Source organism: uncultured Megamonas sp., from assembly GCF_958438645.1.
Classification (GTDB): Bacteria; Bacillota; Negativicutes; order Selenomonadales; family Selenomonadaceae; genus Megamonas.
Window position 1 is genome coordinate 1 of record NZ_CAUBSM010000008.1, and the last position, 14,838, is coordinate 14,838.

At 32.8% G+C, this 14,838-nt stretch carries 12 protein-coding genes and 2 riboswitches; of the genes, 2 read left to right on the forward strand and 10 right to left on the reverse strand.

What is annotated here, in order from left to right; genetic code table 11:
- Positions 1–58 precede the first annotated feature (58 nt).
- The gene (locus Q5I67_RS07005) at positions 59–328 is read left to right on the forward strand and encodes an SMR family transporter (protein ID WP_302486848.1); all 270 of its coding nucleotides are present in this window, start codon (positions 59–61) and stop codon (positions 326–328) included.
- A 74-nt stretch (positions 329–402) separates the two neighbouring features.
- Here Q5I67_RS07005 and Q5I67_RS07010 read toward each other — a convergent pair whose 3' ends face one another.
- The 6 genes from Q5I67_RS07010 to Q5I67_RS07035 form a co-directional block, all read right to left on the reverse strand.
- Positions 403–783 carry a nitroreductase family protein gene (locus Q5I67_RS07010; protein ID WP_302486849.1) on the reverse strand — a complete coding sequence of 127 codons (381 nt, stop codon included), beginning with the start codon at positions 781–783 and terminating at the stop codon, positions 403–405.
- Between the two features lie 273 nt (positions 784–1,056).
- Complete coding sequence (locus Q5I67_RS07015; protein WP_018998955.1) at positions 1,057–1,347, reverse strand: hypothetical protein; 291 nt, start codon at positions 1,345–1,347, stop codon at positions 1,057–1,059.
- A gap of 64 nt (positions 1,348–1,411) precedes the next feature.
- Complete coding sequence (gene meaB / locus Q5I67_RS07020) at positions 1,412–2,596, reverse strand: methylmalonyl Co-A mutase-associated GTPase MeaB (RefSeq protein ID WP_018998956.1); 1,185 nt, start codon at positions 2,594–2,596, stop codon at positions 1,412–1,414.
- 4 nt (positions 2,597–2,600) lie between these two features.
- Positions 2,601–4,784, reverse strand: coding sequence for a methylmalonyl-CoA mutase (gene scpA / locus Q5I67_RS07025; protein WP_008538331.1), 2,184 nt, complete (start codon positions 4,782–4,784; stop codon positions 2,601–2,603).
- On the reverse strand, positions 4,784–6,976 hold the full coding sequence (locus Q5I67_RS07030; RefSeq protein WP_302486850.1) for a methylmalonyl-CoA mutase family protein: 2,193 nt from the start codon (positions 6,974–6,976) through the stop codon (positions 4,784–4,786). The genes scpA and Q5I67_RS07030 overlap by 1 nt, the downstream gene beginning before the upstream one ends.
- Before the next feature lie 479 nt (positions 6,977–7,455).
- A riboswitch (cobalamin riboswitch) is annotated at positions 7,456–7,630 on the reverse strand.
- 129 nt (positions 7,631–7,759) lie between these two features.
- Positions 7,760–7,948, forward strand: a riboswitch (cobalamin riboswitch).
- Between the two features lie 253 nt (positions 7,949–8,201).
- On the reverse strand, positions 8,202–8,654 hold the full coding sequence (locus Q5I67_RS07035) for a YhcH/YjgK/YiaL family protein (RefSeq protein WP_302486851.1): 453 nt from the start codon (positions 8,652–8,654) through the stop codon (positions 8,202–8,204).
- Positions 8,655–8,767: 113 nt separating this feature from the next.
- Here Q5I67_RS07035 and uvrB point away from each other — a divergent pair, with 113 nt between their 5' ends.
- Positions 8,768–10,792 (forward strand): excinuclease ABC subunit UvrB, encoded by a 2,025-nt coding sequence (uvrB, locus tag Q5I67_RS07040; RefSeq protein ID WP_302486852.1) that lies wholly within the window; start codon positions 8,768–8,770, stop codon positions 10,790–10,792.
- 62 nt (positions 10,793–10,854) lie between these two features.
- Here the strand turns inward: uvrB and Q5I67_RS07045 are convergent, their stop codons facing one another.
- From Q5I67_RS07045 to Q5I67_RS07060, 4 genes are read right to left on the reverse strand one after another with little or no spacing between them, the layout of a single operon-like run.
- On the reverse strand, positions 10,855–11,811 hold the full coding sequence (locus Q5I67_RS07045; protein WP_302486853.1) for an ABC transporter ATP-binding protein: 957 nt from the start codon (positions 11,809–11,811) through the stop codon (positions 10,855–10,857).
- Positions 11,811–12,821, reverse strand: a complete 1,011-nt coding sequence (locus Q5I67_RS07050) for an ABC transporter ATP-binding protein (RefSeq protein ID WP_302486854.1) — start codon at positions 12,819–12,821, stop codon at positions 11,811–11,813. Before Q5I67_RS07050 ends, Q5I67_RS07045 begins: the two co-directional genes overlap by 1 nt.
- 25 nt (positions 12,822–12,846) lie before the next feature.
- Positions 12,847–13,761, reverse strand: coding sequence for an ABC transporter permease (locus Q5I67_RS07055; protein WP_302486855.1), 915 nt, complete (start codon positions 13,759–13,761; stop codon positions 12,847–12,849).
- On the reverse strand, positions 13,758–14,687 hold the full coding sequence (locus tag Q5I67_RS07060; RefSeq protein ID WP_118035378.1) for an ABC transporter permease: 930 nt from the start codon (positions 14,685–14,687) through the stop codon (positions 13,758–13,760). Before Q5I67_RS07060 ends, Q5I67_RS07055 begins: the two co-directional genes overlap by 4 nt.
- Between the last annotated feature and the right edge of the window lie 151 nt (positions 14,688–14,838).

Here is a 14,838-nt window from a genome sequence, read left to right on the forward strand (position 1 = left end):
TATTCGTTAGAATACTTGACCGAGAACCCTGCGACTTTAGTCGTGGGAGGTTCAGGTATTGGCTAATATTTGTCTAAAAAAGTCTCAAGGATTTAAATATAAATTATATGGATTTTTGGCAATCAGTTTAGTCGGATTTGCGTTTTTATGTTTAGCTTACGTTATTAGCATCATGGATTTAAGCATTGCTTATGCCTTATTTGGTGCTTGTGGTTTACTATTAACTACAATTATTGATAAATTATTTTTCGGTCTACGCATTAAACCTTTAGGTATTATCGGTTTAATAACTATGCTCATAGGAATAATCTTAATAAAAATGATTTAAATAAATAAAACCACTATTTAGTATGAAATTATATCTTTAACATTATACTATAATAGTGGTTATATTTATTCACGTCATTGAACAATTTTATCAAAATCTTTTCGTGGTCTAACTACAGGTTTTTCATCAGCATAACCCAATAATGCAATATAATCTATTATTTCACCCTTTTTATTTAACCAATGTTTTAATTCTGGATATACAAAGAAAATATCTCCTATCCATAAACTTCCTAATCTTAAATTGTTAACAGTTAATAACATATTTTCAATACTTGCACATATTGCTTGAATATCACAAATTTCAGCAATATGTTCCTCAAAACTCAAGAATTTTCTATATTCTTTAGATGATGTATTTATTACAAAAATAAGTACTGTAGCTTCTTGCATAATTTTAAAACTATTTTGAGCACTATTGATATAGTTAACATAATTAGGTAATAATGATTGCATTAATTCCCTAGTTATTCCTTAATTTAAAATCTGCATACATTCTTGTTTTGATTTATCCATAACCACTATAAAATACCATGGTTGTCTATTCTTAGCAGAAGGAGCTTATCGTCCAGCTTCTAAAATTTTTTAATTAAATCTTTTGTTACTTATTCTGCTTAAACTTATGTATACTTCTCCAATTTTCAATATCAATTATCATAGATATTCACCTTCTTATTATATAAAAATAACCACTATCTAATAAAAAATTGGGCTAGATAGTGGTTATTTTTATTTTTCTTGTAAAGAATCCCATAATAATAAAATATTATTACCTACTTCTGCATAAAAACGAATACTTTTTGTTTGTTTTCTTTCTTCCCAAGCTACATGGTTTTTTGATTTTTCCTGTGCATATTTTTCTTTAAAAACTTTTAACATTTTATCATTAAACTGTACATCAATCATCATATTATATCTTTGAAAATTTTTATCTACTAAAATATAATGATTATCTAATACTTTTAAATTATATTTTTTCTCAATTAAATCAACATAACCTTTTGGTAATTTATAATCCATATCTTAAAAATCCTTTCTTCATTTATAAATAAAGGCGTAATCCCTAAGGATACGCCTTTATTATTCATTTTAAATCAAATGGAGATAAGTTTCTTAAACTATTTTCATTAATATCAGCATTAGCAAATTTATCTATCAACTGTTGCACTGCTAGTGTTGCAGATAATTTTCCATTAATTACATCTTCTTCAATTTTTCCTTTGTTTTTTATAATCTCTGGACAACGATAAAATAAATTATGCAAATGTTCTTCTATCATAGTATACACCCAAGAAATCGTTTGTTGTTTTCGACGTTCCTTCAAAACACCATTAGCAAAACCTTGTTTCATAAAAACTTTCACAACATTTTGCCAAAAATCCATAATTCCTTCACCTGTATATGCTGAACAAGTATAAGCATGTGTAGTCCAGTGCTCTGTTGCTTGTCGCAAAAATTGCAAAATACGTTCATATTCTGCACGAGTCACCAATGCTCTTTGCTTATTATCTCCATCAGCTTTATTTACTAAAATAGCGTCAGCTAATTCCATAACACCTTTTTTCATGCCCTGTAATTCATCACCAGCACCTGTTAATACAACTAAAAGGAAAAAATCTACCATAGAACGTACTGTCGTTTCACTTTGTCCTACGCCTACCGTTTCCACTAAGATTGTATCATAACCAGCAGCTTCACATAAAAGTAATGTTTCTCTACTTTTACGTGTTAATCCTCCCAAAGTACCTCCAGATGGTGATGGTCGAATAAAAGCATTTGGCTCTCTTGATAACTGCTCCATTCTAGTTTTATCCCCTAAGATACTACCACGTGTAACTGTACTAGATGGGTCTACTGCCAATACTGCTACTTTATGCCCTTGTTGACATAATTTAGTTCCTAAAGCTTCAATTAAAGTAGATTTACCTGCACCTGGTACACCTGTAATTCCAATTCGCATAGATTTTCCAGTATAGGGTAAAATTTTTTGAATTACTTCTTGTGCCATAGCAAAATGTACACTTGCATTACTTTCAATTAAAGTAATAGCTCTTGATAAAATCATACGATTTCCAGCTAAAATACCTTTAACATAATCATCTACTGTTAATTTTACTCGTTTAACTATTTTAGGTTTATTTACATGATGTTCAGTTTTATTTTGTTCACTCATACCATCATGTCCACCTTCTACACCTCGCATAACTCTACAGGCAAATTTATCATCATTATTATCAGGTCTCCATGAAGGCTTATACGTATCAGTCATAACATTAGTCCTCCAGACGTTTGTTAAGAAGCTCCAATACTTTTTTTGCACAAACAGGAATTATCGTACCTGGTCCAAAAATGGCAGCAGCACCATGTTCATATAAGAAATCATAATCTTGAGCAGGTATTACCCCACCAATTACTACCATAATATCTTCACGACCACGTTTTTTCAATTCTTCAATGAGTTGTGGCATTAAAGTTTTATGACCAGCTGCCAAGGAACTCATACCTACAATATGCACATCATTATCAACAGCATCTTGAGCAGCTTCTTCTGGTGTTTGGAATAATGGACCAATATCAACATCATAACCCATATCAGCAAAAGCAGTAGCAATTACTTTTGCTCCACGATCATGACCATCTTGTCCCATTTTAGCAATATAGATACGAGGACGACGACCATATTCCACTTCAAACTTATCTGTCATATCACGAACTTCTTTAATAACATCATCATCACTAAATTCACTACTATATACACCAGATATAGAACGAATAATTGCTTTATGTCTACCACAAACTTTTTCTACTGCATCAGAAATTTCACCTTTAGATGCACGTGCTCTTGCTGCTTCTACAGCTAATTCTAATAAGTTACCTTCACCTGTTTCCATAGAACGAGTGATAGCTTCAAGACAAGAACGAACTTTGTCATTATCACGATTTGCACGTAATTTTTTAAGTCTTTCAATCTGAGCTAAACGAACTGCTGTATTATCAACTTCTAAAATATCAAGTGGATCTTCTTTATCTAAGCGAAGATAATTTACGCCAACAATTTTTTCACTACCAGAATCAATATGAGCTTGACGACGTGCTGCTGCTTCTTCTATACGCATTTTAGGCAGACCTGTATCAATTGCTTTAGACATACCGCCGAGAGCTTCAATTTCTTGAATATGTGCCCAAGCTTTTTTAATGAGTTGATTTGTTAAAAATTCTACATAATACGAACCACCCCATGGGTCAATTACCTTACATACTTTAGTTTCATCTTGAATGTATAATTGCGTATTACGAGCAATACGAGCTGAAAAGTCTGTAGGAAGAGCTATAGCTTCATCTAGTGCATTTGTGTGTAAAGATTGTGTATGACCAAGAGCTGCTGCCATAGCTTCAATACAAGTTCGAGTAATATTATTAAATGGATCTTGTTCTGTAAGACTCCAACCAGAAGTCTGAGAATGTGTACGTAAAGCCATAGATTTTGTCTTTTTAGGATGAAAAGAATTGACAATTTTAGCCCAAAGCATACGACCAGCACGCATTTTAGCAATTTCCATGAAATAATTTTTCCCCATAGCCCAAAAGAAAGATAATCGTGGTGCAAATTGGTCAATGGTTAATCCATGTTCTGTACCTGTACGCAAATATTCAAGACCATCAGCTAATGTATAACCTAATTCAATATCTGCTGTTGCACCTGCTTCTTGCATATGATAACCAGAAATAGATATACTATTAAATTTAGGCATATATTTAGAAGTATACTCAAAAATATCACCAATAATTCTCATTGAAGCTGCTGGTGGATAAATATAAGTATTACGTACCATGAACTCTTTTAAAATATCATTTTGAATAGTACCTGCCATAACAGCTTTATCTACACCTTGTTCTTCACCAGCCAAAATATAAAAAGCCATGATAGGAAGTACTGCACCATTCATAGTCATGGATACTGACATCTGATCAAGTGGAATGCCTTTAAATAATATTTCCATATCTAAAATAGAGTCAACTGCTACTCCTGCTTTACCAACATCTCCTACTACACGAGGATGGTCTGAATCATAGCCTCTATGTGTTGCTAAGTCAAAAGCAATAGATAAACCTTTTTGCCCAGCTGCAAGATTTCTACGATAAAAAGCATTTGATTCTTCTGCTGTAGAAAAACCTGCATATTGTCGTACTGTCCATGGTCTTGTTACATACATAGTTGCATATGGACCACGCAAAAATGGTGGAATACCTGCTACAAAATCTAAATGATTACAATCTTTATAAACATTTTCATCATAAAGTGGTGCTACATCTATTTGCTCCATAGTGCGATAAAAATTTTCCTCAAAAGATTTTCCAGTTTCTGCTTTTAAACTTTCTTTCCATTTAGCAAAAGCGACCTCACTCTGTATTGCTTGCTGAAAAGGAATTTGTGTAAAATCTGGTATTTTAGACATTATTCAATCATCCCCTTTTCTTTTTGCATACGAAGTAAAGTTTCATAGCAATTAGAACGAACACTTATATAATCGTCCATACCCGCTTCATCGCATGCTTTTTTTAATTCTGGTGTTGGTGCACCTGCTAAAAAAACTTTCATACTAGGTTTTACAGCCTTAATACCAGAAGTAACAGCTGGTGCGAGTTCTGAATAAGTTGAATCTGTAGAACAAACAATAGCTACATCAGCATTTGAATCAATAGCTGCTTGTACAGCTTCTTCTACTGTTGGAAAACCATTATTAGTAAGTACATTAAATGCTGCTACTTGCATAAATGAAGTAACAAAATCTGCACGTGCTTTATGCTGTGGAATAGGTCCCATATTAGCAAGGAAAATATTTACATTTTCCCCTGTTTTTTCTAGATACTTTTCTGTGCGATGACGAAGTTGTTCATATCTTTCAGTCCAGCGATGTGGCAAAATAGCTTCTATAACTTCACCTGTCGCCTCTCCTGTAAGTGCTGTAGATATTTCACCTAAAGTGGCACCCGCTTTAATAGTCTGTTTAACTGTATTTATTAATGAACCATGTTCACTAAAATCACGTTTACTAATTTCCGATAATAATAATTTAACATAATCATTATCACGTACTTTTACATTAACTTTAAGTGCCATTTTTCTATCTGCTATAATTTTATCAAAATCAATTTCTGGTACTTCCAATAATTTTTCAGTCATATTTGGATACATATTATTACCAACAGCACGATCTTTTCTTGTTGCTAAATTTTTAAAACGAGCTTGTAATACTTCATTAATAGCTATCTGTACAGTATTATTTTCTAAAGCTTTTATTAAACCACCATGAGCTTCAATTTCTTGAAATTTTGCCCAAGCCTTTTGAGTAAACTCTTCTGTCAATGGTTCAAGATACCAACTACCACCAGCAGGGTCTATTGGTTGAATAAAATTAAATTCATGTTGCTCCATAATTTGAATATTTCGTGCAATACGACGAGAAAATTCATCACTAGGACGTATACAATGGTCAAATGGCTTTACAAACATACCATCCATACCACCAACAACAGCAGAAAATGATTGTGTAGCTGCACGAAGTAAATTTACATAAGGATCATATACTGTTTGACAAAAAGACGATGTACTTACATATACATTAATTTTTTGAGCTATATCATCTCCACCACAATTTTTAACAATTTGAGCCCAAATCATTTTCACACTGCGTAATTTAGCAATTTCCATAAAAAAATTTGCACCTATACTAAAATGAAAACGTAAATGACGACAAAAAGTATTCACATCAATGCCACGTCGTTCCATAGATTTCATATATGTTACAGCTTCATTCATGGCATATGCTACTTCTTGGATATCATTTGCACCACCATTGTGATAAACATCTGTATTTACTACTACAGTCTTTAATTCTGGTGCAAATTTTTCTGCCCAACAAATACTATGAGCCATTTCATCATAATATTCATCAAGAGGTCGTGTAAGCTTTCCATCTAAAGCTAATTCTCCAATAGGATCTGCTGTAATAGCACCATGAAGTTTTTTTAGTGATAATTTTTTCTGTTCACACACCACTGCAACAGCAGAAAGTAATGCTATATTAGAAGCACCTGCATAAATATCAATTTCAAATTTTTCTAAATCAACATCATCTAATAATTTATTTACATCTGATAAAGTCGATAAAGAAACACCAATATCTGCGATTTCTTCTTTATTAGCTGTATCTACATCATAACCTTTACGTGTTGCTGTATCCAAAACTACACTTGCAGCTGTTGAACCTTTTAATAATTCATATTTTACCATTTCATTGGCTTCACTAGGAGTTTTAGCATCACACTTTTGAGCTATTGTCCATGGTTTATGTATATAACCACTAGCATTAGCTCCACGTAAATTACTTTCCATTCCTGGATAAGTCTTATTATGAGTTAACCCTTCCAAATCTTCCATACGATAAATAGGGTTTAATGTAATACCTTCATAAGTTTTAGTAAACATACTTTTTTCAAAAGGTTTTCCCTTTAATAATACCACTACAGCTTCTTTCCATTCTTCATATGAAGGAATTTCAAACTCATCAAAAGTAACAGCAGGAATATCTTGTTCTTGTTGTTCTTCTTGTCGAATTTCTTCGCCAAGTGTTTTATCTTGTTCCATATATAATAATTTCCCTTCTCTACTTCTGCATTTTCATTTAAGGGGATAATTTAATACTATTATTGAATAGTTAATAAATACTCTTATATATCTAATAAATGGTTCGAGTTCCTCCTACCTAGATATTAAATATAAAATTTATAAAAAAGCCATCACTAAATTTAGTGATGGCTGGATTGGTAATATATATTCCCCAAATATTATTTACCATTTTTATTAAATTATTCAAGCATTTATGCTAATCATAATAATGATTAAATTTTTCAGTAAATTAAACATAATTTACAACAAATTAATATGATACATCGATGGCACTTGCTTAAGATAATCATGAGCCATCTTCATGGATTATCTCTATAAACAGAAAAACCGCTTTTCATAAACAATATATGAAAAACGGTAGAAAATTATAATCAGAATTTACATGTATAAAAAACATATACATTCTACTACATCTCTCCCCGTCTCTCGCAGGTCAAACGACGATGCTTCTTATAGGCAGTTCTTCTGACTCAGTATCATTGCTCACTTCGCCTTCCCAGTTTCCCAGTGACATTCATGAAGTTTGCTCCTCTTTACAGCGGCGGGACCGTGCCGGATTTTAACCGTCTTCCCTATTAAGCATAAATATGCACCTATAAGGTTTCATTATCAACTTGTCGCCTTTATTATACTTTTTATTTTATATATTTGTCAACGATAAATTAAAATAATTTTAAGATAATTATTTTATATAGAGTATTGACACAAATTCTATATAGTGATATTCTAAAAAAGAACTGAATATAGTTCAATGAATCAGGTGTCCATTTGGACTTAATAGGGAATTCAGTACGTGATTATTCACTAATCTGAAACGGTCCCGCCACTGTATGAGGGAACTTATCCAAAATATGTCACTGGGAAACTGGGAAGGCTTGGATATAGTAATGAACTCGAGTCAGGAGAACTGCCTGATTAACAATCACCGTGTGCAATTGATTTATTTTAATTGCCATACCTGCGAGCGATGGGGAGGAGATTAGACAGTAAATTTTTAAATTTACTCAATTCGTCTATTCACCTCTTTTCAAAGCGAAAAGGGGTTTTTTATTTATCGGTTTTACTTTATGTCTTCAGCAAACATAAGGTAATCATTGCTCAAAATTCCAAACTAATCATTATATTGTTTTATTATTATGCGTATAGCATGCTTAAGTATTATCCTAAGCATGCTATTTTTTTCTTATAATTTGATTTTAAAGATAGCTTTTTTTATAGTTTGACTTTGTTGACAAATAATAGCAGTGCGATGAGCATCTTCTGGATAACAAATTAAAAAATCACCTTTGTTGATTAAGTTAACAGTAGCTTTTTCTTCACCTGTTAATTCCACAAAATCGCGATTTTCATCAAATGATTTTATTTGCATATCATCGCAAAAGTTCACATCAATACTTTCTTTACCTTCAATAATCACATGCACATCAATATATTTTTTATGTGCTTCCCAAAAACGCTCTTCACGTTTTACTGTAGCATAGTTTTCGATATTAACAAAAAACTCATCGCCATTTATTTTATAACTACCTTTTTCATATGTAGCTAAATCATGTTCTTTTGCATAAGTGAAACAAGCTTTTATTTTTTCTGTCAAAAAATCATATTTATCTGCGTATTTAATATTGCCAAAAATCACTTTTATAACCTCTTTTCTTAATTTATTAAAATAATTATATCATGATATTGAAAAAATATTCTTCTCCATTTATCATTAAAGCTAAATATTAATATTATAAGTGAGATGATTTTATGGTACACATACCAAAATTAAATACATTACAAACTGAAAATAAAATTTCCTTTAAAGTAGAAGCACCTTTTGAACCTACAGGCGACCAACCTCAAGCGATTGAAGCTCTAGCTCAAGGCATTCAAAATGGTCAAACATCGCAAGTTTTATTAGGTGCTACAGGTACAGGAAAGACTTTTACTATTGCTAAATTAATTGAAAAAGTCCAAAAACCTACACTCGTTATTGCTCATAACAAAACGCTAGCTGCACAGTTAGCTAGTGAGTTTAAAGAATTTTTTCCGCATAACGCTGTAGAATATTTTGTCAGTTACTATGATTATTACCAACCAGAAGCTTATATTGCCCAAACAGATACTTATATCGAAAAAGATTCTTCCATCAATGATGAAATCGATAAACTTCGCCATTCTGCAACTTGTTCTTTATTTGAACGTCGTGATGTCATCATTGTTGCTAGTGTATCTTGTATCTATGGCTTAGGTTCACCAGAAGATTATTATGATTTAGTCTTATCTGTGCGCGAAGGTCAAGAATATCCTCGTGATGATATTTTACGAAAATTGGTTTCTATTCAATATGAACGCAATGATATAAATTTTGACCGTGGTAAATTCCGTGTTCGTGGCGATGTCATTGAAATTTTTCCTGCTGGTTATAGTGATAGAGCCATCCGCATTGAACTTTTTGGTGATGAAGTCGACCGCATTTTAGAAGTAGATACTCTAACTGGTGAAGTCTATGGTCAACGCAAACATATTTTAATTTACCCTGCTTCTCACTATGTAACTTCTAAAGAACATATGAAAGAAGCTATCGACTCCATACAAGAAGAGCTTCAACAGCAATTAAAAATCCTTGAAGATGATAATAAACTCTTAGAAGCTCAACGTTTAAAACAACGCACAAATTATGATTTAGAAACTATGGAAGAAATGGGATATTGCTCTGGCATCGAAAATTATTCACGCCATTTGACAGGCAGAAAAGCTGGTGAAGCTCCTTATACACTTCTTGATTATTTCCCTGATGATTTTTTAATCGTCATTGATGAATCTCATGTTACTATACCCCAGATAAAAGCCATGTATGCAGGCGACCGCTCACGCAAAGAATCACTTGTTGCTAATGGTTTTCGTCTGCCTTCTGCCTTTGATAATCGCCCTTTACGCTTTGAAGAATTTCTCGATCATATCAATCAGATAATCTATGTTTCTGCTACACCAGCACCATTTGAATTAGCACAAGCAAATCAAGTAGTAGAACAGATAATCCGCCCAACAGGTTTATTAGATCCTGAAATAGAAATTCGCCCACTTGAAGGGCAAATGGACGATTTACTTGGAGAAATAAAAATCCGCACTAAGAAAAATGAACGCGTGCTCATCACTACTTTAACTAAAAAAATGGCTGAAAATCTCACTGATTATTTAAAAGAAATGGGTATCAAAGTTCGTTATCTTCATTCTGATATTGCCACTATTGAAAGAGCAGAAATCATTCGCGATTTGCGTTTAGGAAAATTTGATGTACTCGTAGGGATTAACTTATTGCGTGAAGGATTAGATATGCCAGAAGTTTCTTTAGTAGCTATCTTAGATGCTGATAAAGAAGGCTTCTTGCGTTCAGAGACATCTCTCATTCAGACAATCGGTCGTGCTGCTAGAAATGCTCATGGTAAAGTAATCATGTACGCCGACCGCATCACCGATTCTATGCAAAAAGCCATTGATGAAACTATGCGTCGTCGAGAAGTCCAAGATAAATATAATCAAGAACATCATATAACACCGAAGACAATTCAAAAGAAAATAAAAAATCTCATTGAGACTACTATGGTTGCAGAAGAAAAAGCAAGTTATGATGCTGAAAAACCAAAGAAAAAATTGAAAATGACTGCTAAAGAAAAGAAGAAATTAATTCTTTCTTTAACTAAAGAAATGCAAGAAGCTTCTCGCAACTTAGAATTTGAACGAGCTGCTCAAATTCGCGATATCATCTTTGAATTAAACGAAAAAAAATAATTTATTTTATCTATCTATACTACAAAAAAGCACTATAGCATAAAAACTATAGTGCTTTTTACTTATTCATCATAAAGATGACAACGTACATATCTGTTATTTATCATTTTCATTTCAGGTAATTTCTGTCCGCAAATTTCTTTAGCTTTTGGGCAACGCGTATTGAATGGACAACCTTTTGGCGGATTTAACGGACTTGGCAATTCACCTTGCAAGATAATTCGCTGTTTATGTTTTTCTTTTTGTGGATCTGGCAATGGAATTGAAGATAACAAAGCTTTTGTATATGGGTGTAGAGGATTTGTATATAAAGCTTCTGTATCAGCAAGTTCTACAATTTGCCCTAGATACATAACTGCTACTTTTTGGCTGATATAACGCACCATAGCTAAATCATGAGCGATAAATAAATATGTCAAACCTAATTCATGCTGTAATTTTTCTAGCAAATTTACGACTTGTGCTTGAATAGATACATCAAGTGCCGAAATCGGCTCATCGCAAATAATCAGTTTAGGTTCACAAGCAAGTGCTCTAGCTATACCGATACGCTGTCTTTGTCCACCACTGAATTCATGAGGAAAACGGTTTGCCTGCTCTTTACTCAATCCCACTAATTCCAACAATTCATAGATACGCTCTTGTCTTTGTTTTTTATCTGTATATAAATTATGCACAAGCAAAGGCTCTTCAATGATATCTGCCACTGTCATTCTTGGATTTAATGAAGCATATGGATCTTGAAATATCATTTGAATATCTTTTGTCATCTCTTTATTTTGTGAAATATCTTTGCCTGCAAATATGATTTTGCCTTTTGTCGGTTTATACAATCCGATAATAGTCCTGCCTGTAGTTGATTTTCCACAGCCTGACTCACCTACAAGACCTAATGTTTTTCCCTCTTCTATAGAAAAACTGACATCATTTACTGCTTTCAAAATCTGTTTTGGTCTTCCCCAAAAAGAACGCTTCACTACAAAATCTTTATGTAGATTTTTGACTTCTAATAAATTCATCAAAATTCCTTCCTATTCTCTTTGGGTGCAAATTCATGCTCCAACCAACATTTTACATAATGATCTTTATTTAATTGTGTCTTTTCTGGCATCAACTGCATACAAATTTTCATTGCTTTTGTACAGCGTTTGACAAATGGACAATAATCAATACTTTCTTTTAAATCTGGTGGCTGTCCATCGATCACATATAATTTATCTTCTTTATTTAAATTTAAATGAGGTAAAGATTTTAATAAGCCTCTCGTATAAGGGTGATGTGCATGATAAAACAAATCATCAACATTTGCTTTTTCTACAATTTGCCCTGCATACATAACTGCTACTTCATCGCAAATATTGGCAATAACCCCTAAATCATGCGATATCATAATGATGGACATATTCAATTTTTCTTGTAAGGATTTCAATAAATCTAAAATTTGTGCCTGCACAGTTACATCAAGAGCTGTTGTTGGCTCATCTGCTATCAATAATTCTGGCTCACAGGCAAGTGCCATTGCAATCATCACACGTTGACGCATACCGCCACTGAATTGATGGGGATAATCTTTTAATCTTTTTTGGGCAAATGGTATCCCTACTAAATTTAATAATTCTACAGCTTTTTCTGTCGCTTCTTTATCCGATAATTGTTTATGCAAAAACAAAACTTCTTTTATCTGCATACCAATCGTAAGTACAGGATTTAAAGATGTCATCGGGTCTTGGAATATCATCGCAATTTTATTGCCACGAATTTTGGCTAAATCTTCATCTTGAAAATTGACTAAATCTTGACCTTGCCATAAAATCTGACCATTTTCAATAATACTATTTTCCTTAGGCAACAAACCCATGATAGCATGAGCCGTCACTGATTTTCCACAGCCTGACTCGCCCACTATTCCCAAAGCTTGTCCTCTTTTTAAATCAAAGCTGACATTGCGTACTGCTTTTACTTTTCCTCGATAAGTTTGAAAAGCAACTGCTAAATCTTTTACTTGTAAAATTTCTTTATTTTCTTCCATGATAAACACTCATTTCTTCACTATTTTAACGACGCATCTTAGGGTCTAAAACATCTCGCAGACCATCACCTAAAAAGTTAAAAGCCAACATAGTGACACTGATAGCTACTGCTGGAAAAAATAATTGAAAAGGATATGCACGCAAATTATTTACGCCCTCTGACGCTAAAACGCCCCAACTAGCCATCGGTGCAGAAACACCAAGTCCGATAAAACTCAAAAAAGCTTCTGTAAATATTGCATCAGGAATAGCTAATGTCATTGTTACAATGATTGCACCCATAGCATTTGGCAATAAATGTCTAAATAAAATTCTTTTTTTCGATACACCTATTGTTCTAGCTGCCAAAATAAATTCTTGTTCCTTCATCGATAAAATTTGACCACGCACAATTCTTGCCATTTGTAGCCAATAACCAATACCTAAAGCAATAAAAATATTTATAAGTCCCGGTTTTAAAATTACCATCAATAAAATCACATATAACAAAGTCGGTACACTATATAAAATATCGACAATATTCATCATTATGCGGTCAATCTTGCCACCGCAAAAACCTGCTATTCCGCCATAGATTACACCAATAAAAAGATTTAATAAACTAGCCACTATACCAATAGCTAGAGAAATTCTCGCACCATATAACACGCGAATAAAAATATCTCTCCCCAAATTATCCGTACCAAACCAATGCTCCCAACTTGGAGAACTATTCGTCATCATCAAATTCTGTTCATCATAAGTATGGCTAGAAAAAATAGGGCCCAAAATAGCTACAACTATCAAGCATACGATAATAATTAATCCCAACAAAGCCATTTTATTTTTCTTTAATCTAATCCACGCATCTTGCCAATATCCCAAAGTTTCTTCTTTTTTTTGCACCTGCAAAATTTCTCGCTCTAAAGGAACAAATAAATCTTTATTTATCATCTTCATTCACCTTTTTCTTCACCGATTTTAATGCGTGGGTCTAATAATGGATAAAGTAAATCCACTACCATATTTAAAACAATTACAATCACACTATAAAAAATTGTTACACCTAAAATTACAGTATAATCTCGATTATAAATACTAGTTACAAAATATTGCCCCAATCCTGGTATCGCAAAAATAGTTTCAATGACGAAGCTACCTGTCAAAATACTAGCTGTCATTGGTCCTAAATAAGTTACTACAGGAATTAATGAATTGGGCAAAGCGTGTTTTATCAAGACTCTGCTCCATGATAAACCTTTGGCTCTCGCTGTTTTTATATAATCTTGTGATAAAATATCCAACATACTAGAACGCGTCAATCTAGCGATAAATGACATTGGCATTCCTGATAAAGCTAAAGCTGGCATGATTTCATATCGCCAACCATTCCACATAGCAGCCGGCAATAAATGTAATTTTGTCGATAATACATATATAAGTAATGCCGCCACAACAAAACTAGGCACAGCAACACCTAAAGTCGTAAAAAAATTAACTGCCCTATCTTGCCATTTATCTTTTTTCACACCTGCTAATATTCCCGCTGGTATACCGATGATAATTGCTATTAAAATTGCTTCTATACCCAATTTAAATGATACTGGAAAACCGTCTTTGATGATATCATTTACACTACGACCTGGATATTTAAATGATGGTCCTAAATCGCCTTGTACTAAATTGCATAAATAATCACCATACTGCTTATATAAAGGATCATTTAATTTATATCTTTCTTCTATACTATGTAATACATATGGAGGTAAAGATTTTTCTGCCGTAAAAGGCCCTCCTGGTATAGCATGCATTAGAAAAAAAGTTATCGTTATAACTATCCATAAAACAATAAATGCGTTAAAAATTCGCTTGATTATATATCCCATATTTCATCTAACCTCCAATATAGATTAAACTATATTATAAAATTTAATCATCTAAACTGCAAATTTATTATATCATCAAAATTTTATATCTATAAATTTATAAACAAAAAGACTCAAATCAGCATTTACACTAATTTGAGTCTTTTTCATA